This is a genomic window from Bradyrhizobium sp. LM2.9 (genome assembly GCF_054056555.1).
Genome location: NZ_JBSRYJ010000002.1, coordinates 7,324,375 through 7,350,506, shown reverse-complemented (window position 1 = coordinate 7,350,506; position 26,132 = coordinate 7,324,375). Strand labels below are relative to the sequence as shown.

The window sequence follows — 26,132 nt, the reverse complement described above, 5'->3', positions numbered from 1 at the left end:
TCGCAACACCAGTTACTTTCACTCATGACAGCAGATCGTCAAGCGCCTCCGCCGGCGTTTTCCAGCCTAGTGTCTTTCTCGGTCGGGCATTGAGAGCCGCTGCCACAGCGGATATCTCCTCGGCGCTGTGGATGCTCAGGTCTGTGCCTTTCGGGAAGTACTGCCGCAGCAACCCGTTGGTGTTCTCGTTAGTGCCGCGCTGCCAAGGGCTTCGCGGGTCGCAGAAGTAGACCTGGATACCCGCATCGATCTTGAGACGATCGTGCTGAGCCATTTCGGCCCCCTGATCCCAGGTTAGCGAGCGACGCAGCTCTTCAGGTAAGGTGATGACGGTGCGCGTGATCGCGTCGCGCACGGCTTCAGCCCCGTGTCCCGCGAGCGCAGGTCCGTTCTTCACGCGCGCAGCTTCGCCATGTCCCGCCAACCGGGGAAGGTGCAATAGCATCGTGAAGCGCGTCGTGCGCTCGACCAGCGTGCCGATTGCCGAGCTGCCAACACCGAGGATGAGGTCTCCCTCCCAATGCCCCGGCACTGCTCGATCGGCAGCTTCAGCAGGACGTTCACTGATCATGATCTCCGGGGAGACAAAGCCCTTGCCTCGCCTGCGTACGCGCGCTCTGGGCATCCGTAATACACGCCCTGTTCGCAAGCAGGCCGTCAGCTCGCGGCGTAGCGCGCCGCGGCCCTGAACGAAGAGAGCTTGATAGATAGCTTCGTGGCTGATGCGCATCGTCTTGTCGTCCGGGAAGTCGATCGGCAAGCGTCGGGCAATCTGCTCAGGGCTCCAGGCTTGGCCCATCGCCGATCCTTGCGCGGGCCATGCCGGCGCCCCTTCCACGGAACGGAGGGACCAGGAACGGGAGCGCCGGTCGGGGCTACGACGCCGCCAGCAAGTCTCTCCTCCACATAAGTGCGCAAGGTTGCATTGAGCGCAAGCTTGGTCGGCTTGGGCCGGCGAGCGGATCGATCCGCATGCCATTGGGCAGTTGTTGCCCGATACTCCAACCCGCCGCCGCGGGTGGCCGCATTGCGCCGCAGTTCACGGGAGACTGTCGAAGCAGCCCGCCCCAGGCGACGTCCGATCTCCTGTATGGAATGGCCCTGCACCTTGAGAAGTGCGATCTCCTCGCGCTCAATCAACGAGAGGTACCGCCCGGAGAGCGCCTTTGCCGAAGATCTGAACATCGCTGGTGGCATGCCGCCCGCCTTTCGGAATAATCTGCTTCCGACAGGTTCTGACAATCCGGCTTCGAGTGCAGCATCTTCGCTGCTTAACCCAGCGGCAATCGCCCGCCAAAATTTATTCTGTTCATTGCGCCCCGCAACAGAGGGCCGTCCGGGCGACGGCAATGGGGCTCGTCCTGACCGCTCCGATCTGCGCCTTACAACGTTCATCGCAACCTCCAAACTCCGAGTGTTGCGACGACCGTTTGAATCCGCCCTGGCTGCCCTGATCGGAGTGGTGCAATAACTCGTTGGGCTTGCCCCGCCGCCAGACGGCCATCAGCAGGGCGTCGGCAACCAATTGGGCCGTCATGCTGGCGCTCATCGACCAACCGACCACCCGGCGCGAGAACAGATCGATCACGGCCGACACGTATAGCCAGCCTTCCGCGGTCCAGATGTAAGTGAAGTCGGCGATCCACTTCTGGTTCGGCCGCTCGGCCACGAACTGCCGGTCCAGAACGTTCGACGCTACGGTTGCGACCTGGCGATCGCCTTCGTCCTTCGGCAGACGCCGGCGCCGTGGTCGCGCCCGCAGGGCCTGCAAGCGCATCAGCCGTTCGATCCGGTGCAGACCGCATTCGACGCCATCGGCCAGCACGTCACGCCAGACCCGCCGTGCGCCGTAGGTCCGATCGCGGGCAACGAAGCTGGCCTTCACCTGCCGGCTGACAGCCTCGTCGCCTCGGGATCTGGCGCTGGGGGATCGGTTCAGCCAGGCATGGAAGCCCGACCGGGACACGCCCATCGCATTGCATAGCCATGCCACCGGCCAGATGTTCCGGTGCTTCGCAATGAAGACGAACTTCATGTCGCTTCCTTCGCGAAGAAGGCCGCGGCCTTCCTAAGAAACAGCGCACGGATTGGCGTCTTCCCCCGGAATGGCCTGCAAGACGAAGCCCAGTGATTTGGCCCGCCGCTGAAGGTTGGCGAGGACGCGGCTGCGATATTGTTGCTCATATCGATCAGCACCCGGGTCCTTGTAACTCATGCCGTGCCGAAGTGTGTTGTAGAACAAAACCGCGATCTTGCGGGCGGTCGCTGTCACGGCTTTCGACTTGCCGGCACGTGAGGCCAGCCGGCGATAGAATGCGCCGAGCGCCGTATCGCTCCGCCCGACGGTGGTGGCCGCCAGACGCAGCAATGCGGCTGCCCGACTGGAGGATCGCCGGGTACGCGAAGACAGCACCTTGCCTCCGGAGATCTTGTTGCCCGGTGCGAGGCAAAGCCAGGAAGTGAAGTGTTTGGCCCTCGGCCATGCCCTCAGATCCGTGCCGCACTCACCGATAAGCTTCAATGCGAGCGAGGGACCCAGCCCGTGGATCTCAGTCAGATCGACACCGAGCACGCCATACAGTGCGGCCCTGACATCGAAGGTAGGTGTGTTGACCTGCTTGGTCTTGATGCGTGGCTTGGACAGCCTTCCAACTGGTTTTACGCCTTTATTGTTCAGTGCCGCGATCAGAGCTTCGAGTTTGCGGTCGCAGTCCAGCATCTTCGCCTGGTAGACGTCGTAGAGTTCCAGCGATTGGCCGAGGGCAAAGACATGTTCGTCCCGATTATTGCCGACCAGTGCGGCGCGGATCGTCTCGATCGAGGAATGGCAGCGCACGTCCCGGTAGGTTGCCAACACGTCGGGATTGCGCTCGCCTGCAACAATGGCTCGGATAATCCGCATGCCGGTCGCGCCGGTGATATCCGAGACGACATGATGAAGCTGCAAGTTCATCTCCATCAGGGCCTTCTGCATGTGCTGGATGTGGGCTGCGGCATATTCCACCAGCCGCTCGCGCTGGCGTAGATAGGCGCGCAATGTTGCAATCTCGGCATCCGGTCGGAAGCTGCCGCGTAACAGGCCGTAGGAATGAAGCTGGCGTAGCCATGCGGCATCGCTGCCATCCTTCCGCCCAGGCACGTTCTTGGCGTAGCGTGCGTTGACCAGAATGACCTCAAATCCGCGCTGCTCCAGGATCTCATAGACCGGGATCCAATAGATCCCGGTGGATTCCATCGCCACGCTGGTGACGCCGCACGCTTTGAACCAGTTCGCCAGATCATGCAGGTCCTGCGTGAATGTGCCGAACGTCCGCACTGGGATGTCAGTGCAGGCCGGATTCACCGCAGCCATGTGCATCCTTGATCCGATGTCGATAGCAGCCGCTCCGAAGTTGACCGACTTCAATTCCAGGCAGTCACCGGTTGTCGTCTTGGGCATTGCGAATCCTCCGTCCGATCATGGGCAGGAGGGTCTGGGCTATGCCAATTTGTCATCTTCCTAATCGGGATCGCCGCCGGAACGGCGTCACCACTCTCAAGTCCGCACGCGCCCATGGACCACGTTTTTTAACGGGGACAGTGCCTCCAATAAGCTGACGGCCGCTACCCTCCCAGCCGCAGAGGATAGCACAAGGCCGTTTCTACCCCGCGCAGGCGCGCCTGGGCGCTGGACAGTTTTTTACGATGTCCCGCTCAGCCCTGAGTTTGTTGACCTCGCGCCTGAGCCGCTCGATCTCCTGCTGCTCGGGCTTCATCTGTCCATGCTCGGGGAAGGCCTGAGCCGGATCGGAGCCGAACTCCTTGATCCATTTGCGCAGCACGTTCTCGTGGACGTCCAGGTCACGGCCAGCCTGCGCCACAGACACCCCGCGCTCCCTGACAAGCTTGACCGCCTCGATCTTGAACTCTCGACTGAACTTTCGTCTCCGCATGACCACCTCCGGCTCCATGAAACACCTAAACTTGGCGTCCATCAAACCGGCAGCAGCTCAGTCGTGAATTTCCAATTCGAGTTAGGATCGCGCTCATCATCTTTCCAGATCAGTTGCGTAGGGGCGGAACGTCACCGTGCGCGAGTGGCGCGGATAATATTTAAGAAGTCGCCAAGTGCGGAGTCATATCGCGCTCCAACCGACTGAGCATGATACGTTTATACGGCTTACCGTATTTGACTTAGTTGGCGCGCCCTCCGGCGGAGATCAGATCAAGGGGCTCGCCGACCGTTCGCCAAGTTGCCTCGATGCCGTGTCGCTGCCCGTCTCGCAACAGGGTTCTCGAGTTTGGCAATGACGTGCTCGAGTTGATTTAGGTCGCGACGGTAAGATGGCAAGGAGAATAAAGGATCCCCCGTGGCAGGGCTGGCGTTCCGCCGCCTTGCCTCCGTGACTGCATTGGAAAAGAACCGCAATGCGCGGACGATCTGGTTACTTGGAAAGCACGGATATCCGCCAAGCGCGAGCCAAGGCCGAATGAGCCGATACCACCATCAGGACAAATTTGTTAAGATGTTCCTTGTCCATTTAGCGGATACGCACATACATTCTGAGTGCGGATCGTCGACCAAATCGACGCGACTGACGAATGGAGCGTGGCTCCCATTGAGTAACCAGATGGCCGCTGCCGGTATGTGATCTTGAGTATTGTCGAGCCGCAGCGTCTTCGATCGGTGGGAACTTAAGCGCAGGCTCAGCAGAGTGGCGTTCGTTAGACCGTAACCGGTATGAGCTCCCACGTCTGCGGTGATCAGCGGGCGCGAGCGTAGCGGATCGGCATCCAGTATTGGCACATGGCCTCGACGGCCGCTGGAAGATCGGCGTGGGCGTTGCGCAGAAAATCCCTGGTCTCGCGCCCGCTTCGTGCCGGTCCGAGCAACGGCCGGCCCTGATCGTCGCGACAGTGCAGCAGGATGGGCAGAAGCAGGCCATGATTGACGTTGCTGGCGTCCAGCAACGGCGCCCACGCCGACGGCCTGAGCCGCGTTGCGGCATAGAATCCCTGGCACCAGGGTCGCGGATCGACGTCGCCATTGGCTTTGCGCCGGTGCATCGGCTCGAACTGGCTAGGCGTGGTCGAAAGGATCTGGCTGATCTCGTTGTGGCGCAGCGCGACGGCGGAGATCGCTGCGAACTCCGGAGTGCCGCCGTGGTTGAAAGCATCGGCATCGATGGCGAGCAGCGGGCAGATCCAGTCGAGCGGGCTGATCGACACCGGTCCGGCCACGATCGCGGCGACGTAGCCATCGAGCATGGGGAGACTGGTGGCGGCAGGGTGCCGATCGACACGAACCTGGAGCCACCGCTCGAGCTCCGCAAGCGGCATCGCGGCTGCGGCCATCGACGACGATGCTGAATGGCGACGCGGGCTCATGCGGCGGCTTGTGCGATGCGCTCGCGGGCCGCCTTCCAGTTCCAGGCGAGCAGCTCGTGCAGCTGATGGCTCTTGGTTCGCCCAGACACGATGCGCTCCAGCACGTCGGACAAGTAGGCCTGCAGATCGAGCTCATGAAGCTTTGCTGTGTTCACGATCGACGACAGGATCGCCCAGCTCTCGGCGCCGCCTTCGCTGCCGCTGAACAATGAGTTGCGTCTTCCCATTGCAATCGGGCGCATGGAACGCTCGACCGTGTTGGGATCGACCTCGACGCGGCCGTCGCGAAGAAACAGCGTCAGTCCGTCCCAGTGATTGAGCGCGTAGTTGATGGCCTCGGCCAGCTTCGACTGGGAGAAGAGCTGGCCGACCGTTGCCGTCAGCCGCGCCTTGAGCGCCGCCATCAGTGGTGCGGTCCTGGTGCGGCGGGCGGCAAGCCGCTGCTCGGCACTGCTGCCGCGGATCTCGGCCTCGATGGCATAGACCGCCTGCAACCGTTCGATCACCTCGCGAGCGAATGGCGACTGGGTCGTCTTGTAGACCTCGACAAATTTGCGCCGGGCATGGGCGAGGCAGAAAGCGAGCTGGATCGCGCTGCCATGACCGCGGGCGAGCGCCTTGTAGGCGGCATAACCATCCACCTGGAGAATGCCGGAAAAGCCGGTCAATTGTCCGGCGATCTCCTCGGTGCCGCGGCCGCCGGCGAACACGTAGGCGACCGCCGGCGGCGCGGGGCCGCCCCACGGGCGGTCATCCATGGCATGCGCCCAGAACTGGCAGATGCGGGGGCGATGTTGTCCGGGATCGAGCACCGGCATCGGCGTCTCGTCGCAGAACACGCGCGGCGAGGCCTGGATCGTGCGCAGCTGGAGCTCATAGAGGCTCTTGAGCCACCAGGCCGCACGCTTCACCCAGCCGGCCAGCGTCGCGCGGTCGAGATGAAGGCCCTGACCGGCCAGAATCTGCACCTGCCGATACAGCGGCAGATACCAAGCAAACTTCGACACCACCACGTGGGTCACCAGCGCCGTTGAGGCCATGCCGCTCTCGATCAGTCGCGGCAGCACCTTCGCCTGCACCACGCCGTCGGTGCAGCCGCGGCAGGCGTATTTGGGACGGATCGTGCGCAGCACCCGCAGGATCGCCGGGATCACGTCCAGCACCTCGCTGACGTCCTCGCCGATCTTATGCAGGCGGCCGTCGCAACACGGGCACGCTGTCGCGTCCGGCTCCAGCACCTGCTCACAGCGTGGCAGGTGCTTGGGCAGCGCGCCGATGTTGCGGCGGGCCTTCTTGCGCGGCTTACCAGCCGGCTTGGTCGCAGCCGCATCGTCGTTGGCCGGCGCAGCTGGTGTGACGCCGGTCTCCAGATCGTCCAGCTCGAGCGCGAGCTGCTCGTCCACGAGCACCGCAAGTCACTCCGAGCGCTTCCCGAAGATCATCTCCTTGAGCGCTGCATCGCCAACGTAGCTTCTCGTTCTCGGCGTCAAGCGCGAGCACCATCTCGGTCAGAGCTGCGGTGTCGGTCGGGAGAGCGTCGGGACGAATCGCCATGATCAAACGATACATCCGCACGCCACAGCCTCCAGCGAAATCCACACGCGTCATCCGACGAGCGCCGGCTGCTTCACAGGCTTCGGCGACACACGCGTCCACTCGAGCCCGTCGAGCAGTCGCGAGCTGCGTCGCACTCAGATGTATCACGCCGTCGCGGATCGGTGGCCAGGTGAAGCGCCCTTGGTGCAGCCACTTCGTCACCAGCACCATGCCGCTGCCGTCCCACGCCAGAAGCTTCACTCTGTCCATGCGCTTGCTGCGAAACACGAAGACGTCGCCGCAATACGGGTTCGCGCGCAGCGCTTCGCTCACCAGCGCCGACAGCGTGTGCACCGACTTGCGGAAGTCGACCGGCTGTGTCGCCAGCACCACCTTAGGGTCAGACCGTAGCGCAATCACCGGATACCCCGGAGCGCCGACAGCACCGTCGAAAGCGTCGCCAACTCCACGCCTGGCTCGACGCGGATGCGCGCTCCACTCACCTCGATCTCGATCACCCCGCAGGGCTTGGCCGGCCGCGCGGCGATCTCCAAAGGCGTCGTTTGTGCCGGCGAAATACGCTCGGACTCGCCAGCTGTCCCGCCACCGCTTCCGGCGCCAATTTGGATCGGCACGAAGTTCGGCGCCTTGCCGGCCACCGCCGCCGCAACCTGGCGGCGCCACACCGTGAGCAGCCCGCGGGAAACGCCATTGCGCCGCGCCACCTCGGAGATGTTCGCACCCTCCTCAAAGCTCTCCGCCACGATCCGGGCCTTGTCCTCGCCCGTCCACCGTCGCCGTCGGCGCTCCCCAGTGATCACCTCGACGCGACGATAGGAGTCACCTCCCTGCCTGGCATCAAGCATGGCATTTGCCATCGCTTCACCTCCACCGATCAGCTCATGCCAGGCTGTATCGCAGGCGATCCTCGCGATGGCGAGGTGGGGGCCTCATGCCGGTTACGTTAGACCGGACAATCGGCTGGTTTGATTATCGCAATGTGCGCCCGTGGTGCGCAGACCGGAGTCACATAATGTAGTGGCGCTTGAAGCTGTTCGCGAACGGCTCAGCCATGCCGTTTGTCTCGGAGCTGTCGACCGGGCGAAACGGCTCGAGGTCGATGGGCGACATAGCTGATCGACAAGCCCTTTGCAGCCTGTTGTTGATGCCCGAGAGCTTTGCTCTGTCGTAAACGTCCCGGCGGGCAACGCCCGTAATGATCTCCACCTTCGAATCGCGGAAATAAGGGTTTGCCGAGGACTAGGCGCGGCCTTTGAACGGAGGGGCAGTGCACTCCGGTCGAAGCTCGCTAAGCTCAGCAGAAGGTCTCGATCGGGATCCATGCCAGCAGTATTTGCCGCAGGATCTCGCGCTCCGTCCTCAACGAACGTGTAAACCGATGCGCGATACTGGCTACCAGCTCGTTCGACTGTGCCCGGCGAAAGCATTTGTCAGCCCTACGGCATTCACGACGCGTCTATCTCTCAAGAGCACCGAACCGTCATCGAACGGTGATAAACCTATGCGACTGACCCTCACTAAATCAGGTAGTATCTTGACCTTTAGTCAGTCGCGTAACGTGTATCGGTAACTCGCCGAAGGCACAACGCGCCCTCGCAACAACAGGCAAAGGGGCAGAAATGATCGACATACTGCGCCGCTGTTGTCACTCAGGACATCTTGTAATGCAGTTAGCAACAGTGCGCCGCAAGCTTCGGCAATCGCTGAAACGTCGCTCGATGAACGTGTCGCATACGATTCGTCCGTCGGCTCATCGACGCAGCTGGGCGTCCGTGTGGGCTAGGCCTCTGGGCCATCGCCGATCACGGGTTACAGACGAGAGGGCGGCGCCCGCGATCGTGGACTTGTTAGGTTCACATGGCGGGCCAAATCACGTGCCGGAGCATCAGCATGCTTGAAAAAGGTGAGCGATCGACGAATGTGCTCTCGCATCTACGCGTTGTCGAAATCGGCAGCTCGGCGGCATCCAGCTATTGCGCGCGATTGCTTTCGGACTTCGGCGCCGATGTTCAGAAGGTCGAGCCACCATCAGGCGATCCACTTCGCCGCAGCGCCCCATTAACGCCCCGCGGCCAGAGCGCGTGGTTTGCATTCCTGAGCTTCAATAAGTCAAGCATCATCATCGACCCCAGCGACCCGGACGCGAGCACCCGGCTATCGGCACTGATCAAGAATTGCGACATCTTGGTCGATGGCCGCGACATAGACTCTGCAGATTGTGTCCCCATTGACTTAGCCGAGATCCGGAAGCAGCGCCCCGAGATCATCTACCTCGAAGCAAGCTGGTTCGGAGCGGAGGGCCCTTATGCAGGATTTTGCGCAACTGATTCCACGATCCGTGCGCTCGCCGGTCTTGTCAAGCTGGTTGGGCCGGCCGAGGGGCGCCCGTTGCATGCACCGGACTTTCAAACAGGCATCATGGCCGGCCTGTGGGGCTTCATTGCCGCGGCTGCTTCGGCGGTTGGACGGACGCAGGGGGGAGTCGGGCGCTCTTGGTCGCTGAGTGTTTTCGAAGCGAGCATCGCCCTGAGCGAGTATCAGATGTATCAGGCGCTTCAGGACGGCGACCTAATGCAGCGGATCGGTGTCAATCGCTTTTGGTCGGTCTTTCCGTGGGGGATTTATGAAACGAGGAACGGGTGGCTCGGGGTTTCGGTGAGCACGCCGGCCCAATGGCGTGCATTCTGCGACATGGTTGGTCTACCCAAACTGCGTGATGATCCAAGTCTTGTTCTCGGCGAAGATCGTTTGAAGCATATGGAAGAGATTGAACGACAGTTTATCCCAAGATTGAAGACGCGCACCGCGCTGGAGTGGCTCGGAGAGGGGCTAAACCGCAGAATCCCGCTCGTGCCAGTACCCGAAATATCCAATCTCCTCCAGGACGTGGAGAAGACACGGCGCGGCGCGATCGTGCCCATAGTGTTTGGGGCGGAAGAAGCCTTGACGGTGGGCCCGGCTCTGCGGCTGACAACGACGCCCCCGCTCCGCGGAGGGAAGGTTCCGACCGTCGGTGAGCAGCAGGTGTTCGCAAACAGCCGAAGACATCTGACCGGCCCCGCGTTCGCAGCCCATGACTTTAGCGAGGCCGACCGGCGGCCATTACAAGGAGTCCGCATCATCGACTTCACCATGGGCTGGGCGGGCCCCTTGTGTACCCGCACCCTGGCCGACCTCGGAGCGGACGTCATCAAAATTGAAGCTATTCAATATCCGGATTGGCTGCGTGGCGTTGACAGACGGGCGGCTTACGTTGACGGGCGGAAGTACGAAAAGGCTGCACCATTCTGCATCCTGAACCGCAACAAGCGGGGTATTACACTTGATCTGACGCGCGCGCAGGGCGTCGCTCTTGCGAAACGACTGTTGGCGGAAGCAGACATTGTCGTTGACAATTATTCAGCCGATGTGTTGCCGAAGCTCGGGCTTGGTCACGACGTCATTAGTGCACTCAATCCTCGCGTTGTGATGATGTCAATGTCCGCATTTGGTACCGACAGCACGTATCGAAGTTGTCGGGCCTACGGCTCGACCCTCGAGCAGGGCTCTGGCTTGCCGAACGTGATCGGAAACACGAACGGGCCGCCCGTGATGAGCCACATCGCATTTGGCGATGCCGTCGGTGGCTTGAACGGCTGCGCTGCAGTTCTAGTTGCGCTGATGCACGCCCGCCGTACCGGGCAAGGTCAGTTTATTGATCTCGCGCAGATCGAGTGCATGATGCCGTTTGCGGCGCCATGGATCACCCTCCACTCGATGGACGGTAGGGCTCCGAAACGGTATGGCAATCGACATCCAGACTTCGTGCCGCATGGCTGCTTCCGCTGTGCGGGTGAGGATAATTGGATTGTCGTAGCCGCGACGGACGAAGGGATGTGGCAGAGGCTCGCATTGCTTATTGGCCGAAGAGACTGGGCTGCTGACGAATCGTTGAAAACGTCGGATGGGCGACGTGAGATCGAGGACGTTATTGAGACCGTCATCCAATCGTGGACGCTCTCTCGCGATCCGGATCTAGCTATGTGCGAATTGCAGGCTGCGAGGGTTGCTGCCGGGGTGGCCCGCCTACCAGCTGACCTTCTCAGCGATCACCATCTCAAGTCGCGTGCATTTCTGCAGGAAGTGGAGCGTGCTTTCATTGGTAGGCATCCGCAGCCTTCAATGCCTATTCGCGAGGATCTACGTCCCTACCCGATCTACACCGCGGCGCCGACGCTAGGCCAACACAACAGAGAGATCCTATCAAAGCTCCTCAACATCTCCGACGCCGAGATCGCTCAATTGATGGAGCAGGGCATCATTGGCACAGCGATGCTCTCCGAGGAGCAGCTTGAAGAAACGAAGGCGAAGTCTCAGGTGGACAAAGATCTTGCGGGGAAGTCGGTATGAAATAGATGTCGTGCCAGGATGACAAAGGGATCTATTAATGAGACTAGCCGCATTGTCAAATTTCTCAGCCCGGGTCGATGGTCCAATACCTGTTACGAATGTTCTGCCTGCTGGTGCGCAACAGCTGCGGTTATGGTCGCGGTCAAAATCCTTGTTGCCATGCTGAACACCGGAGTTCTTACCAGTCCTGCCGGGTCTCTTGCGGAATGGTTGGACGCCGCCGCGAAAATTCGATTGGGACGGCTCAGGTGACGCCAGCGAAGCGGGTGTGGGCTGCAGGTAATCGATCGCGAATCTTCGCCTGCTTGCTGAGCTGCAGCAGGAACGTGGTGGCGCCGACCAGGCAACCGGGCCGAGCGAATAAGGGGCGGCACGGGCGAAAACTTGCTGTTGCTGATCTGCGTAGCTGCGGAAGAGCTGATCGAGATCGGCGCCGTTCGGGAAGTTTCAAGGGCTGACCTGACGTCCCCCGTCGACGTCAAACATGGGGTCATAGATCAGACCAAAACCTCACCATCGACGAGGGCGCGTTTACACCGCTCGCTCCGTCAACATGCGCACAATTGTCAGCTGGCATACCCTCACCAGCAAGCTCGTTGCTCTGTCGGCTGATTAATTGCCCGGCCAGATATCACTGCCTCGTCGGGTCTGGCAAAGCATTTTGAAATCTTCGTCTAACTCAGTGCGCGATGGAATGGCTCGAACTCACGACGCCTATGCAAAAACCCGTCAAGGACAAAATCTGCTAGAAGAATATTGTTTTGCCAGAGTGGTCGAACGAAGCCGCTGACACGGCATTGCGTGCTGTCTGAAACGATTGCGAGTGTTCAAAGATCACCCTTAAACAGAAGGTGTTCCAATGGCTGAGATCAGCCCACTTCGCCACCAACCCGGCCTTGTCGCCGGACTCGACACCTGCACAAACACTCGGCAACGCCTTCTGGTCCCGCCGCTGAAACGTCCGATCGCGCGGAAGTCAGATCGCCCGCCACGATCATCATGGAAACCGCCCACTCCACCATGGCCATGACGATCCGCCGCGACGAGTAGATCCTGCGGCATGGCCGTGCATAAGTAGCGCCCTCATCACCTCGTATCGAATTGATGCTAAGCCAGCCCGCTCCGTTAGCAATCCAGGATCACCGATAGATCAACCCTCTCCCCCTGACAAGCGACACGATCAATCGCGAAACCTTGGTCTTGCAGCCCATAATCCTGTACGCGCGTCGGCAGAGGCTTTGCCCCATCGACCTTCAGGGACGAACGTCCTTGCTAATTGACGGCGCAAAGACTCAGACTCGCGCTCCTGACAAGTCACTATTCAGATGAGCTCTTAGCGGTTGCCATTGTGTCAATCGCTTTCCTTCTCAAATGGCTCAAAGATTGAGCTCACCCAATAGTTTGCCGCAGCAGTCCCTTCAGTCAGCTGAATCTGTGCATACCGCTTGAACTCGGAGTCAGAGTTCTCCATGATCAAACCGGCTTCGGCGCCGTAGCGCAAGGCAGAGTCGAAGCCTCCCGCATTCATTGTATTGTTCAGTGCACGCTTGTGCCACACTAAAGTCGCCATAGCGACGCGCGAAATGCGTTTCGCGATACGAATGACTTCTTCCTCAAGGCGATCTTTCTGAAAGACACGGTTCATAAAACCAAGCCTGTATGCCTCCTGCGCGTCGAACATGTCTCCAGTGTACATCAGTTCGCGGCAACGTTGACCCATGACCCATGGGATTGACATCATCATAACAGGTTGTCCAAACCGAACCTCAACTGCACCGAACCTGGCATCGCTAGAACAGTAACGAAGATCGCACATTGAAATGAAATCCATCGCTCCTCCCAAACAGTAGCCATTGACCATTGCGATCACAGGCTTAGAACACTTGAAGGGAGAATAAAGGAACTCGAAAGAGTCATCGACGATCTTCTTCCAATCGTTGACTGTTCTTTGCTTCTCACCGCCGGCTGCTACTTCGGCATCCTCGTCGTTGAGGTCAAAGCCCGCGGAAAATGCGCGTCCACCAGCGCCGCTAATCACGATCACACGTACTTCCGGATCACCATCGGCGACCGCTAGCGCATCGTTAAATTCTTTGCGCAATCGGATTGAGATGGCATTCATTTTCTTCGGCCGATTCAAAGTGATGCGCGCAACGCGGTCGTCCACTTCGTAAACGATTGTGGTGGGTTCCATTTTCTTCTTCCTCTGCTGGGTTGATAACTGCGATAGGCGCCAACCCGTTATCCTCGATGAATCCGAGCGCATCGTCATCCCTTCAAAAAACGTGCCTACGAAATGTCATCGAAGGCAGGGTTCACGGACTTCCGCCCATCGCTCACAGATAGATGAGCTCGCTCGGAATTTGTCGGCCGCCGTTCGCGATTCTAGCACTGTTGGGTATACGTCTCGAGATGAGCACGTCCGCTGCGGAAGCGCTTGGTCGTCGGGCGCGCTGAAGTTAGGGCATGATACAGCTTGACGTTGAACCGAGGCCTACCTATTCTGGTGATGTTGGATTTTCGGAAGGCGGTGTGCCACGTCTCAAAAGTCAACATCGGCAATGCGTTCTTGGCCCAAAGTCTCATCGATCGGAGTTTGCGAGCTGAGGCCAAGTCGCTGACGTGGCGTCACGGCAGAGCTCTCTTCTGCGACCGTTCGTATCTTCCCGCTGTTTCACAGCGCGCGATGCGGCACGGCCGAGGAGCAACCCTATCTGTAGGGACCGTCGATCCGAGTGATTTGTCCTATTGTCTTATCTCGGTAATCTCTTGCGGGTGCATGCGGCAGTTCGATAATGCAATCACATTGCAAACGAGCGAAAGCGGCCTGGTCAGCAGGATCGACAAGCTAAAGCGTTATGGCGCTAACTGTGATAACCTAGCAGACTGCTGAAAAACCCCCTCGCCAGGGAGGGGACTTGATGATTCACTTTATCATCTCGAATCGGCGGAGACGATCATGCGCGGCAGGTTTACGGATCAGGGCGGCCTGTTTTCGTACATCGCGCCGGATAAACGTGTGCCAGCGAACCATCCGCTGCGGAAGGTCCGGGAACTTGTCCGGGATGTTTTGAGTGATTTGAACCGCAGCCTTGGAAAGCTATACGCCAGCGAGGGACGTCCTTCGATCCCTCCGGAGCAATTGCTGAGCGCCTTGCTGCTGCAGGTGTTCTACGGCATCCGCTCGGAACGCCAGCTGATGGAGCAACTGGACTACAATCTTTTGTATCGCTGGTTCGTGGGACTGTCGCCGGACGATCCGGTCTGGGACCCGACCACCTTTACCAAGAACCGGGAGCGGCTGCAGAACGGCGATGTGTTCACGAAGTTCATGACCAGGCTTCTGAACCATTCTCAGGTCAAGCCGCTATTGTCGGACGAGCATTTTTCGGTGGACGGAACGCTGATCGAAGCCTGGGCTTCGCAGAAGAGTTTTCGCCCCAAGGACGGCAGCGGCGACGATGATGACGGCGCCAACTTCCATGGCCAGAAACGCAAGAACGACACCCATGCGAGCACCAGTGACCCGGACAGCAGGCTTTATCGCAAGGCGGCCGGACGGGAGGCCAAGCTTTGCTATATGGGCCACGCCACCATGGAGAACCGGCATGGGCTGGCGGTGGCCGGCAGGGTCACGCATGCCAATGGCACCGCCGAACGCCGGGCTGCGGAGGTCATGCTGAAGGCGAGACGCAAAGCCGCAGGTCGCCGCATCACGGCTGGTGAGGACAAGGCGTACGATACGGCCGATCATGTCGCCAATCTTCGCGCCATCGGCGTGACGCCGCATGTGACACAGAACCAGGCCATCACCAAAACCGGCAAGAACCGTAACAGCGCGATCGACGAACGAACCACGCGGCATCCGGGATACGGCATGTCGCAATCACGCCGGGCGATGGTCGAGTGCATTTTCGGATGGGGCAAGCAGCATGGCACCATGCGCAAGACCAAACATCGGGGCATCGCTCGCGTCGCCGCCGACTTCCTGCTTAATCTGATCGCCTATAACCTGATCCGAATTCCAAAACTGCTCGCCGCATAGTGACCTGCCCCTGCAAATTTCCTCCACGGGGAGCTAGAGTCCGGCCTTCTCAAGGACGGACAGATGAAGCGAGCCAGGTTTACTGAGGAACAGATTATCGGCGTGCTGCGGGAACATGAGGCTGGTGCGAAGACCGCCGATCTCGCGCGCAAGCACGGCGTCTCGGAAGCCACACTGTATAATTGGAAGGCCAAATATGGCGGCATGGACGTTTCCGAGGCCAAGCGGCTGAAGCAGCTTGAGGAGGAGAATGCCAAGCTGAAGAAGCTCCTGGCCGAACAGATGCTGGATGCTGCAGCACTTCGCGAGTTGCTTTCAAAAAAATGGTAGGGCCCGCCGCCCAGCGCGAGGCTGTCGCGCATCTGCAGGCCGAACTCGGCCTGTCGGAACGGCGGGCCTGCTCGATCGTCAGCGCCGACCGCAAGATGATCCGATACCGCTCGTGTCGGCGGCCGGATACCGAACTGCGCATCGAGTTGCGTGAGCTCGCGCATGCGCGCAGGCGGTTCGGCTACCGGCGGCTGTTCGTGCTGCTGCGGCAGCGCGGCGAGCCGTCCGGGGATCAACCGGATCTACCGGCTGTATCGCGAGGAGGGCCTGACCGTACGCAAGCGGCGCGCCCGCCGCCGCGCTGTGGGCGTACGGGCTCCAATCCTGGTCGAGGCCAGGCCGAATGCCCGCTGGTCGCTGGACTTTGTCCATGACCAGTTCGCGTGCGGTCGGCGTTTCCGGATCCTGAACGTCGTCGACGACGTCACCCGGGAATGCCTGGGTGCGATCCCCGACACGTCGATCACCGGACCGCGGGTGGCTCGGGAGCTGACGGCGATTGTCGAGCGCGCGGCAAACCGGGCTTGATTGTCTCCGACAACTGCACCATGTTCACCTGAATTGCGAGGCTGGCTTGGTGGAAGGACACCGTATCGACTGGCACATCATCGCTCCAGCCAAGCCAGTCCAGAATGCCTTCGTCAAGAGCTTCAATGGGCGCAGGCGCGATGAAGGCTTAACGAGATCCTGCTCTTCGATCTCGATGACGCAAGGGCAGCAATTTTGCCGACTACAACTGTGACCGCCCGCACTCCTGGATGAATACCTCACCCCAGCGGTCGTTCACCGCAACTGGCGATCGGCTACGCAACCCCACCAGTTGCCGATCGCCCATTGCTCCACTGGCCAGTCGGCGCACAAAAGCCCGAGGCTCTAACCCGCTGGATGAAACGTTAGTGGCAGGTCAGTTCATCTGGTGGCAATGGGGATATCATGATCTGCCCTCAACCAGATCGTCTTGCCACCTATCTTTTGGAGAACGGCGCCGATATCCGCGCGATCCGGGTGCTGCTTCCGCCATGCCAACCTGTCAAGCACAACGCGCTGCACCCAGGCGAGCGCCAAAAGGATCAGCCATCAACCCAGCCTCATTGGACATCCGCATTCACGGCTGAGATATTGCTCAGAACGGGAGTACATAGTCAATCAAACCAGCCAAGCGTCCGGTCCATCAGGTCAACTCCAGCCTGCCCTCCGGCATCCACAGAAGGAGTTCGCGGTTTTCACAAAAGTAGATGCAAGCCGCCGTTCGTGCGCAAGCATTCGTAGGTCATGTTGCTCGACGCTGGACTTGCGAGGAAGCAGACAAGCTGCGCGACATCCTCCGTTGTCGAGACGACCTTAAGCGCATTTGCGCCAGCGCGGCATCACGCACCTGCCGAGTCCCCGGCTCCATGGCCCCCTTGGTGAAGGATTGAGTATCGATGTCGCCACGACAAACGGTATTGACGCGAATGGAAGGCGCGAGCCCACGTGCCAGCGCCGGCGTAACGGCATTCCCTCGCCCTTGCTCGCTGAGTACGCGATGGATGAGCCGCCGCCGTTGATGCCTGCGATCGAGTAGACGTTCACCACGGCGGCTGGTCGTTCGCTCGCCTTTAGCACCGCCGTTGAGGAGCGACCGCGCTGCACGATCATCTGATATGGTCCCCTCGTATTGACGGCATAGATGCGCTGAAGATCCTCCGCCGAGAGGCCCATCGAGATCGCCATTTGGGACGTGCTTTGTTGTACCGGCATTGTTGATGAGCAAGTTAAGCCGCCCCCAGGGCGTAGCGGCGTAGACGAATTTCCTGCAATCTTGGTCGCGAGAGACGTCGCCTTGCAACACTACCACCTCGGCGGCCGCCCGCAATGCGGCAGACTTTAGCTGCCTTCTGGCTGTTGGAATAGTTGACCACGATGTGCGCCCCATCTTGGACAAGAGAGCGCCATCGCAGCTCCAAGCCCAGACGGCGAGCCCGTCACTATCGCACACAATCTGTTATTCAGCATGGTTCCCTTCTTGAGCACTCAAGGCTTGTGTTATCTGCGAGGCAGAACGCGCGAGATCCACAAAACTGTGTTGCCCGGAAATGACATGGGTCTGCAGCCCCGCGTCCGGCCCTGACGTGAACCAGCATCTGCTCGCGGGTTAACGCCGTGTCTACCCAATCTGCGTGCTGCCGATCGCGCCGTTGCTCCTGTCATCCTCCGTTGCCATCATAGACCAGAACTTTTGGTGAGAGCTTCTGGCGCACCTCATCTGGGCTCATTACCCGGACCCCAATCCTCTCGAGAATCTCCACTGCCCGCTGAGTGAGTTCGGCGTTAGTGGCCAATCGCCCGCGAGAGAGGTAAAGGTTGTCCTCCAAGCCTACTCGCACGTTTGCGCCGACCAACGGGGCCAGCGCCACATAGGGTAGCTGCATCCGTCCGATCGAAAAGGCCGAGTAAATGGCTTGTGATGGGAGCTGGTGCACTAACGCCATGAGCGTGGTGGGGTCATCTGGCGCACCGTAGCGAATGCCCATACATAGCTGGATCAATGCCGGATCGTCAATCAGGCCTTCTTTGATCAAATCGCGTACCAATACCAATTGACCAGCATCAAACACCTCAAGCTCAGGACGCACCCCGAGCTCTTTCACGCGCGTAGCCATCGCGCGCAATGTCCCAGCCGTATTGACCATGACGTACTGACTGCCTGCACCCCAGTTCATCGATCCGCAATCCAGTGTACAGATTTCCGGGCGGAGCTCTTCCACGTGTAACAGCCGCTGACGTGCGCCCGCTAGATCCGTGCCCATTGGGTTCGGCGGCAGAGGAGAGTCCGCTTCACCCAGCACTAGGCCGCCGCCCACCCCCGCGGTCAGATTGATGACCGGATTTACGCTTGATTCCCGAATGCGCTCCCACCACCGCCCGATACAAGGCCAGATCGGCCGAGCCACGCCGCGTGTTTGGATCACGGACGTGGATGTGCACCACCGCCGCGCCGGATCGCGTAGCCTCGATCGCAGACTGCGCTATCTGCTCCGGGGTAACCGGCACATGCGGGCTACGCTCGACCGCATCCCCACCGCCTGTTACAGCACAAGTAATGAATACCTCCGAGATCATAGTGACCTTCTCCATTCCTGGAAGCTTAAGGACTTTCAGTAGACACCGTCGTCGCGTTGAGCTGTCGAAGTGCCAGCGCATTACTAGGTGCAATCGATTGGGAACACCTTGCGTCAGCGCCGGGGGCAACGGTTCGACGGCCAGTCTTTGTCCAAGCAATCGGCGTGCCGTAACCGGAATGCTGCACGCGGCTTGCCGGACGGATAAAGTACGTCCAGGCAGCCGCCGGCTTTTGGAATGAGCTGCGGTTTGTCCGAGTTCGTACATAGCTGCAACGAACCCGACACGCATGGCGTCACAAAAATGGACGCTGACGTGCTGGTCATCCCTCGCGCTGAGTCTCAATGGCTGCCTGATGATGCGCCCGTTTGACGACCTTACCGACGACGTGGAACATCAGTGCATCGCCTAGGAGTATGTTGTTTTGTTACCGGAATCGGCCATCGGGCCAACTTCTATTTTGAACTCCATGCTGGAGCACGCGGGTCAGCATGGATGACGTGACCCTATTCAGAAGATCTTCGCGACCTCGCTCTGGCGAGGGCGGACGCGGGCGAGACCGTTCGTTCGATCGCAGAAGCGCTTCAGATCAATCCTTTCTGTGTAACGAAGTGGAAGAATCTGAGGCGGAAGACCGGAGGCATTTCTCACGGCAAGATCGACGGTCACAAGTAGCCGATTCTGTCCGGTACTAAATGCAGACTGGCTGCGCAAACGCATTCGCTCCGGTCCATTCACTTTGCGGAAACTGATGCAGGAACTGGCGGAGCGCGGGATCAACACAGACGTGCGGGCGGTGTGGACGTTCGTTCACGCCGAAGGGCTGAACGTCAAAAAAGATCCTACCGGCCGTACAAGCCCGATATCACGCGTAAACGGGCGCGTTGGAAGACCCATCGGGGCAAGATCGACGCGTCGCGCCTGGTCTTTATCGATGAGACCAGATCAAAACCAACATGGCGCCGCTGCGGGGCCGAGGGCCGAGCGGGATACGCCTGCAGGCATCTGAGCCTTTCCGCCATTGGACAACCATGACCTTCAATGCAGCGCTGCGCGATGACCGGATCAGCGCGCCATGGGTCGTCGCCGGTCCCATTAATGGCGAGCTCTTTACCCTCTATCGAAAGGTACTGGCGCCGACCCTCGCAAAACGTGAAGTCGTGATCGTCGACAAACTCGGCAGTCACAAGCGAAAGGCGCGCAACGCCGTCCGCGCCGCAGGAGCCCATGTGCTCTTCCTGCCGCTTTATAAGGCCAGACCTCACCCTTTCGCCAAGCTCAAACACCTGATGCGAGCCGCACAGAGACGTGACGTCGAAGCGACTTGGCCCACACTCGGCGAACTCCTCGATGTCTTCTCCAAAGAGGGAATGCGCCAACTGTTCCAAGAATCAGCCTATGTTTCCGTATAAAAAAATCATGCTCCTGCTAACACGGTGTTCATCATCAGATAGGGAATGTTAGGACGCCGATGCCTTTCTGGCTCCAGTGGCGCTGAACGCCCAAAAGGCACTGTTCCAATGGTCGAAGGTCTCCTGGAAGCCGCGCCAGTGAAATCCTCCAGAGCACGCTACGACGAGCTGGTCCGCCAGATCTCGCTGTCTCGAACGACCGATAATCAGGCCCGATATGCAACTCTCGTCGTTCCAAAACACACGATCCACCATGCCTAAGGCTGGCTCCCAAAAAGCAGACTTGAACCAGGTTGCATGTGCTCGCGGACGTTCTCCTGTCGGGCCCTGCTGCCTACTTGGCTCGCCTACTTGGCTCGCCTTCATTGATCAGCATCTGCTCGCCTGTGCCGCCACCCACTCATTATCTTCGGGCCCGAGCACGTGGTCGGTAAAAGTCCCGGACATGGAACGGGTGCGTCTCGAATATACTCTACAGGTACTCCCCGTCTACGTCGACGAACGAATGAGGGATTGGTGTCAAAGGAATGGAGATAACGGCTCGCAGTGAGACTGCGGTTGTAATTGCGTCAGTTGAACGACATCTCAGGCTTTGCTATTAGGAGTAGCTGGTGAACTGGCTGGAATGCGATTGCGAAGCGACTGTTCCCATCGCGCGAGCGTTTCTCCCGCACCGACCCCCTCCGAGCGCAAGCCCTTCAGCACTCCGACAATGCCATTGTCGAGCATCTCTTGGTACTCGGAGATCATCATGTTCTCGCCCAAGGCCAGCGCAGCCGACTGCTCGGTCAGCTTGTCCAGGAAGGCGTCAGTGTACTCTGGCACCTCAGTGAACTTGGAGCTATTAATCCCCGACCATCCCCGCCATTTATTCAAGAAGGCACGTATAGTGGTTTCGCCGCTGCCCACGAGGTAGGTCATAATGGGTCCGAGGACCGGCCGTCGCACCCCGAAGGAGTAACGGACCGCGTCGTCGATTTCCTGGACGGTGGCAACGTTGTCCTGCACCAGCCACAGTGCCTCACGCCACGCGGCGGTCTGTATCCGGTTCGCGATAAATCCCTCGATCTCTTTGCGCACGACAAGCGGATGCATCCCAAGCGCCCTGTAGATGCGCGCCGCCCGCTGCAAGGTCTCGGGCGCCGTGCGCTGTCCCGCGCATAATTCAACTAATGGAACCAAGTATACCGGCTGGAATGGATGAGCGACAAGCAGGCGCTCGGGGCGCGGCATATCGGTCTGCAGAAAAGACGGCGGAATAATCGAGGTCGACGAGCAAATCAGCGTCTCGGGTGCGGCCGCTCGGCACGCTTCGGCAAGCAGAGGTCGCTTCACCTCCACGCGATCCGGCACGCTTTCCTGAACAATATCCACGCTGTGCACCGCGTCCGCCACCGAATCCACAACCGTGAGCGATCCTTCGGCTGGCAGAGGCACCTCAGTCAGACGTTCAAACGCTCGGCGCGCATGCGTTATCTTCTTCTGCACGCGCTCGGCCGCACCAGGGGAGCGACCATACAGGCGCACATCCACCCCGTTGAGAATAAACCGAGCCGCCCATCCGGCGCCGATAACGCCGCTCCCCAGTAGCCCGACTGCTCGTGGCAGCCTCTCAGAACTGAATGCTGAACTCTCAGACATGAACGTTGACCTCAGACATGAACTTTGAGCGCGAGCATCTGGCACAGCTCATCTGTGCTCCTGGCCCTGTGACCGCAGAGGACGCCTCAGAGATGCTTCGCGTCCTTTCCTAACAACTTGATCTTTCCCAATTCGCTCAAAACCGGACAAAGTGTCAATCATGCTGAACGCCTTGGCGGGATCAAGAGCGTGCCACAAAAAACTCTTGTAGCAGGTGGCCGCAGCGCACGCCAATGCAGCTGTCCTCATCAAGCAACCAGCGTGCCACTTGCAGAATTCCGGCCCGGGTTCCGTAACCGACAGATCTAGAGACGAAGCGAGGAGTCGCTCAATGCCGTCGCCTCATGCTTTCGATCGAGTCGTTCCTCTGATGCGAAAGATAATTGTCCGCCGCAACTGGGAATCCACCATCGTTCTCAAGCTCGCAATCCCCGCAATCTCAAATGACGCCGCATCTGGAAAACAGACTTCGGATTGATCGCTTAGGGGCGTATTCTCGGACGACCTAGCTAATTCTAATGCCCGCTCTCGGGTAGGTAGCATTCCTGAGACTGAGCATGCCGAAGGAGGTTGTTGGTCTAGCCGGCCGCTTGCTTGATCATATTGCGGGCGATGACGATTTGCTGGATCTGACTGGTGCCTTCAACAGCCTGAACAGCCGCACATCGAGGTAGAAGCGCTCGATGCCATATTCGGCCATGTGGCCCGCCCGGCCATTTATCTGTAACGCGCGGTCTGCCGACCGCAAGGTTGGTGAATAACTGGTAATACGGTAATACGACGCTTCGGTCGTCACAATCTTTCCATCGTCGCGCCGACGTGCGGCATCGAGCACAACGCGTAAAGTTCCGCCTGACTATCGGCAGGCGTAGCTTAGACGAGCTGAAACTCCGCAACGGCATGGCCGAACTGTTTGCGATCGATCGCGAACTGCAGAGCGTCGCATAGCATCTGTTCGCCCGCGCCAGCTGCGAGCGCAGCCAGATGGATACGCCTTTCTCATCACGGGTTTTGAGCCGTGTCCTTCCTTGCCGCCGATGACCTGCGAGGCTGCCACTTCGGCAGCTCTCAAAGAACTTGCCGGCCGTGTGTGTCCTTCTAAACCATCTCCCTATCGGGCTTGGTTATAGTAATACTTGGCGTGTTTGCGCTTGAGGATGAATGCAGTCACGCCATCAGGACCTTTGTCCACGGGATGCGGGCCCTCAGAGTCTGTCTCAAAAAGGTGCATCCATTTCAGGCTCTAGCCAGGCGGCGAGTTAGGAGCCTCAAATGGGCAGCGAGCAGCCAAGCGAGTTCGGTGGCGGCAGAACCTTCGAAATCTTGGCGAGGCGGCGACACCTGCCGAACCATGCAAAGGTACGCTCGACGACCCAGCGCCTGGGCAGGGCTGGAAGCTTTTGACGCCGAGTAGTCGCTCGACGATGTCGACCGTCTACAGTCCGCAGTCGGAGAGTGCGTTGACGAGCTGCTTGCCGCGATAAACCGGGTCGGCAAAGACATGCTCGGGCCTTGAGACGCGCTCTCGCAGGTGCTTCAGCAGAGGACCGGCGCCACGGTCATCCTGAATGTTGGCGGGATGAACATGTACGGCCAGCAAGAGACCGTTAGTGTCGGTCACGATATGGAGCTTGCGTCCATGGAGGCGCTTGCCGGCGTCGAACCCGCGTGGCCCGCCGGTCTCCCTCGCCGAGGCGGTGTGGCTATCGATGATGGTTTTGTCAGTCAGGCTCTCAGGATGAATATGCCGCGTTCGGCGCATTGGTGACAAAGCGCTTTGTTCAGTTCACAACGTAAACGACACGATCGCGAAGCGCTGTCGTGCGAAGCGGCGCTCCATTCGTCCGCCGTCTGGATTCGTCAACGCGAACGAGGCAAAGGATCTAACCGGTCGCGAGCCTCAAGCGAGCTCACTATGCTCGGTTCTTTCAAATACTCGGTGTGCTTGCCGTCCTGGCGATCGGAAGACGTTCCAGCGAAGCACGTAACGAGGGACTTATGCGTACTCGCGCTTAAGCAGAAACGGTGAGAATGCTACGCTGACGCGAACGGCAGACATCGTTCGGACATGATTGGGAGAGCAAGGGGTAGACGTCCCGGACGAGCGGGTGATCACCGTAACCAATCGGTTGGGCGCACAGTAGTTTGGCCGTTTTATGTGGAGACAATTTCGACTTTGAGACCGAGCGGACGAAGAAGTCCTCGGATGACTTGCTCCGCGGCAGCGCTGGAGCGGACGATATGCTTGCGAGCAGCTGCTAATGTCTGCGCCCTTTGGCTGCCGATGCTCTTGACGTGGACAGGCTTGAACCATCCCGTTCTCACCATCTGCGCGATCCCACGGGCGCCGTTCCGATCGGTCTTCACCAGCATGGCCGAAAGTGCCGCCTCAACCTGGCGGGCTTCCAAACTGACGGCCGGCAGTCCCAGTTCGATTAGATTTGCGGTCAGCCATTCTGAGGTCAGAGCCGGCTCCGGAAATCTGCACAGGACGTTAAGTGGAGTTTCTGCCTGACGACGGGCACGATCGGCCCGCGAATCAGGAGAGACGATGAGCAGACGAGCACGCCGGAATCACTCACCGGCCTTCAAGGCGAAGGTGGCTCTGGCCGCCGTCAAAGGCGATCGGACGATAGCCCAACTGGCCGAGCATTTTGACGTTCACCCCAATCAGATTACGGCGTGGAAATCGCAGCTTGAGGGCAATGCTTCCGAGATTTTCGGGACCAGGGCGCGCCGCCCGGCCGCGCCTGCAGTCGATGTGAAGTCGCTGCATGCCAAGATCGGAGAGCTGACGCTTAGAAGGAGCGCTCACCAAGGCGGGATTGCTGAGCGCAAAGCGATGATCGACCGTGGACACGATCTGTCGATCACCAGGCAGGCGGAAGTTTTGGAGATCAGCCGCGGCAGCGTTTATTATCTGCCGCGCCCGGTGTCGTCCGCCGACCTCGCGATCATGCGGCATCTGGATCAGCTGCACCTGGAGTTCCCCTTCGCCGGTTCGCGCATGTTGCGAGGCCTGCTGGCTGCCGAGGGGAGGAAGATCGGTCGCCGGCATGTGAAGACGCTGATGCGGCGGATGGGGATAGAGGCACTCTATCGCCGTCCGCGCACCACCAAGCCCGAACCGGGCCACCAGATCTATCCGTATCTGCTGCGCGGTCTGGCGATCGAGCGGGCCAATCAGGTGTGGGCGATGGATATCACCTACATCCCGATGGCACGTGGCTTTGTCGATCTCGCCGTGGTGCTCGACTGGGCGACCCGCCGGGTTCTGTCGTGGCGGCTGTCGATCACCATGGAGGCGGCGTTCTGCGTCGAGACGCTGGAGGACGCGATGGTCCGTCACGGCAAGCCCGAGATCTCAGCGCAATGCCGAAGGCATTGTCGCGACAACACCGACCAGGGCAGCCAGTTCACCGGGGCGGCCCTTCACCGGCGTCCTCGCCAGCCACGGCATCGCGATCAGCATGGACGGCAAGGGCGCCTGGCGGGACAACGTCTTCGTCGAGCGGCTATGGCGCAGCGTTAAATACGAGGAGGTCTATCTGCGAGCCTACGAAACCGTCGGCGAGGCGCGACATTCGATCGGCCGGTATCTCGACTTCTACAACGCACGAAGGCCCTATTCGAGTCTTGACGACATGCCCCCGGATCAAGCCTACTTCAACCTTCCGCCGCTCCGCGTGGCGGCCTAATCTCGGCAGAGGCTCCACTTATCGACGCGGAAAGTCTGTTCAGACAAGCGGGACCAGCTCTGTCGGTCTTGCCTCCGGCCTACCCGCTCAACGATCAGCCCATTGTTCGAGGTGTGCTGCACATTCGACGGCGCGTCCGCCGACCTCGTTCCCTCCCGGATAAGCTTTCCGGTCTCGGCCACTGCACATACCGCAGCGGGACTTTTCCTCCTTGGATGGAATCGGTCCGTCAATCAAAACGCACTGCGTTGCAAATAGGTCAGACGATGGGGACCGAATACCCCATCTCTTCTGCGAAACGATGGTGCTTCATGCTCTGGTCCTCGTCTTGGGCCAGAGCGAACTTCAAACTGGATTAAGCCGGGGGGACAGGATCACATCGCATGGCAATCTCTTCGACGGCTACGCGCTCGGGCCCTGTAGCCGCCAGCGTGGAGAAGCTCACCGGCTTGGAAGCTCGTCGCATTCACGCATTAAAGGAATTTGTCGATCCGTCATCGGCCGGCGAAAGGCCGGGCCACTGCCTGGCATTCGCTCGCGTTGCCCACAGGAATAAGAGAAAAGACAACTAGCCTAGACGTTTGCGACATA

At 59.8% G+C, this 26,132-nt stretch carries 14 protein-coding genes and 8 pseudogenes; 5 read left to right on the top strand and 17 right to left on the bottom strand.

Features of this window, described 5'->3' with window-relative positions; translation table 11 throughout:
* Positions 1-22: 22 nt before the first annotated feature.
* The 9 genes and pseudogenes from ACVWW3_RS37365 to ACVWW3_RS37325 all read right to left on the bottom strand — a co-directional run bounded on the left by ACVWW3_RS37365 (position 23) and on the right by ACVWW3_RS37325 (position 8,130).
* Positions 23-1,395: pseudogene (locus ACVWW3_RS37365) on the bottom strand (IS30 family transposase).
* 46 nt (positions 1,396-1,441) lie between these two features.
* Positions 1,442-2,068: pseudogene (locus tag ACVWW3_RS37360) on the bottom strand (IS3 family transposase); the annotation flags it as partial.
* Positions 2,069-3,439: an IS110 family RNA-guided transposase gene (locus ACVWW3_RS37355; protein WP_456672348.1), complete on the bottom strand. Its 1,371-nt coding sequence runs from the start codon at positions 3,437-3,439 to the stop codon at positions 2,069-2,071.
* Positions 3,440-3,677: 238 nt separating this feature from the next.
* A pseudogene (locus ACVWW3_RS37350) lies at positions 3,678-3,932 on the bottom strand (transposase); the annotation flags it as partial.
* A gap of 811 nt (positions 3,933-4,743) precedes the next feature.
* Complete coding sequence (locus tag ACVWW3_RS37345) at positions 4,744-5,367, bottom strand: UPF0149 family protein (RefSeq protein WP_456651370.1); 624 nt, start codon at positions 5,365-5,367, stop codon at positions 4,744-4,746.
* A pseudogene (tnpC, locus tag ACVWW3_RS37340) lies at positions 5,364-6,921 on the bottom strand (IS66 family transposase). Before tnpC ends, ACVWW3_RS37345 begins: the two are co-directional and overlap by 4 nt.
* A 50-nt stretch (positions 6,922-6,971) precedes the next feature.
* A pseudogene (gene tnpB, locus ACVWW3_RS37335) lies at positions 6,972-7,323 on the bottom strand (IS66 family insertion sequence element accessory protein TnpB).
* Positions 7,320-7,781, bottom strand: a complete 462-nt coding sequence (tnpA, locus tag ACVWW3_RS37330; protein ID WP_456651371.1) for an IS66-like element accessory protein TnpA — start codon at positions 7,779-7,781, stop codon at positions 7,320-7,322. The pseudogene tnpB and the gene tnpA overlap by 4 nt, the downstream one beginning before the upstream one ends.
* Positions 7,782-7,929: 148 nt before the next feature.
* On the bottom strand, positions 7,930-8,130 hold the full coding sequence (locus ACVWW3_RS37325) for a hypothetical protein (protein WP_456651380.1): 201 nt from the start codon (positions 8,128-8,130) through the stop codon (positions 7,930-7,932).
* Between the two features lie 684 nt (positions 8,131-8,814).
* Here ACVWW3_RS37325 and ACVWW3_RS37320 point away from each other — a divergent pair.
* Positions 8,815-11,313, top strand: coding sequence for a CaiB/BaiF CoA transferase family protein (locus ACVWW3_RS37320; protein ID WP_456651381.1), 2,499 nt, complete (start codon positions 8,815-8,817; stop codon positions 11,311-11,313).
* 1,351 nt (positions 11,314-12,664) lie between these two features.
* Here ACVWW3_RS37320 and ACVWW3_RS37315 read toward each other — a convergent pair.
* Positions 12,665-13,507 (bottom strand): enoyl-CoA hydratase/isomerase family protein, encoded by an 843-nt coding sequence (locus ACVWW3_RS37315; protein ID WP_456651382.1) that lies wholly within the window; start codon positions 13,505-13,507, stop codon positions 12,665-12,667.
* Positions 13,508-14,272: 765 nt separating this feature from the next.
* On the opposite strand from ACVWW3_RS37315, the gene ACVWW3_RS37310 reads away from it, so the two are divergent.
* Entirely contained in the window at positions 14,273-15,358 is a 1,086-nt protein-coding gene (locus ACVWW3_RS37310) for an IS5 family transposase (RefSeq protein WP_247772700.1), read from the top strand.
* 63 nt (positions 15,359-15,421) lie between these two features.
* A pseudogene (locus ACVWW3_RS37305) lies at positions 15,422-16,482 on the top strand (IS3 family transposase); the annotation flags it as partial.
* A 1,392-nt stretch (positions 16,483-17,874) separates the two neighbouring features.
* Here ACVWW3_RS37305 and ACVWW3_RS37300 read toward each other — a convergent pair.
* A pseudogene (locus tag ACVWW3_RS37300) lies at positions 17,875-18,790 on the bottom strand (3-keto-5-aminohexanoate cleavage protein).
* Between the two features lie 956 nt (positions 18,791-19,746).
* Between ACVWW3_RS37300 and ACVWW3_RS37295 the strand changes: the two are divergent.
* On the top strand, positions 19,747-20,202 hold the full coding sequence (locus tag ACVWW3_RS37295; RefSeq protein WP_456651384.1) for a transposase: 456 nt from the start codon (positions 19,747-19,749) through the stop codon (positions 20,200-20,202).
* 585 nt (positions 20,203-20,787) lie between these two features.
* Here ACVWW3_RS37295 and ACVWW3_RS37290 read toward each other — a convergent pair.
* The 6 genes and pseudogenes from ACVWW3_RS37290 to ACVWW3_RS37265 all read right to left on the bottom strand — a co-directional run.
* On the bottom strand, positions 20,788-21,843 hold the full coding sequence (locus tag ACVWW3_RS37290) for a 3-hydroxyacyl-CoA dehydrogenase NAD-binding domain-containing protein (protein ID WP_456651385.1): 1,056 nt from the start codon (positions 21,841-21,843) through the stop codon (positions 20,788-20,790).
* 598 nt (positions 21,844-22,441) lie between these two features.
* On the bottom strand, positions 22,442-22,678 hold the full coding sequence (locus ACVWW3_RS37285; protein WP_456651386.1) for an acyl-CoA dehydrogenase family protein: 237 nt from the start codon (positions 22,676-22,678) through the stop codon (positions 22,442-22,444).
* 38 nt (positions 22,679-22,716) lie between these two features.
* The gene (locus ACVWW3_RS37280) at positions 22,717-22,827 is read right to left on the bottom strand and encodes a hypothetical protein (RefSeq protein ID WP_456672444.1); all 111 of its coding nucleotides are present in this window, start codon (positions 22,825-22,827) and stop codon (positions 22,717-22,719) included.
* Positions 22,828-23,111: 284 nt separating this feature from the next.
* A complete protein-coding gene (locus tag ACVWW3_RS37275; protein WP_456652102.1) occupies positions 23,112-23,291 on the bottom strand; it encodes a transposase in 180 nt (59 codons plus the stop codon).
* Positions 23,279-23,605: a transposase gene (locus tag ACVWW3_RS37270; RefSeq protein ID WP_456651387.1), complete on the bottom strand. Its 327-nt coding sequence runs from the start codon at positions 23,603-23,605 to the stop codon at positions 23,279-23,281. The genes ACVWW3_RS37275 and ACVWW3_RS37270 overlap by 13 nt, the downstream gene beginning before the upstream one ends.
* 520 nt (positions 23,606-24,125) lie before the next feature.
* Positions 24,126-24,273, bottom strand: a pseudogene (locus tag ACVWW3_RS37265) (IS110 family transposase); the annotation flags it as partial.
* 121 nt (positions 24,274-24,394) lie between these two features.
* Here ACVWW3_RS37265 and ACVWW3_RS37260 point away from each other — a divergent pair.
* Positions 24,395-25,541, top strand: a protein-coding gene (locus ACVWW3_RS37260) for an IS3 family transposase (protein ID WP_456672347.1) whose coding sequence is annotated in 2 segments (ribosomal slippage) — positions 24,395-25,273 and positions 25,275-25,541 — 1,146 coding nt in all. Because the reading frame shifts where the segments join, the coding sequence is not laid out codon by codon here.
* The last annotated feature ends 591 nt before the right edge of the window (positions 25,542-26,132 follow it).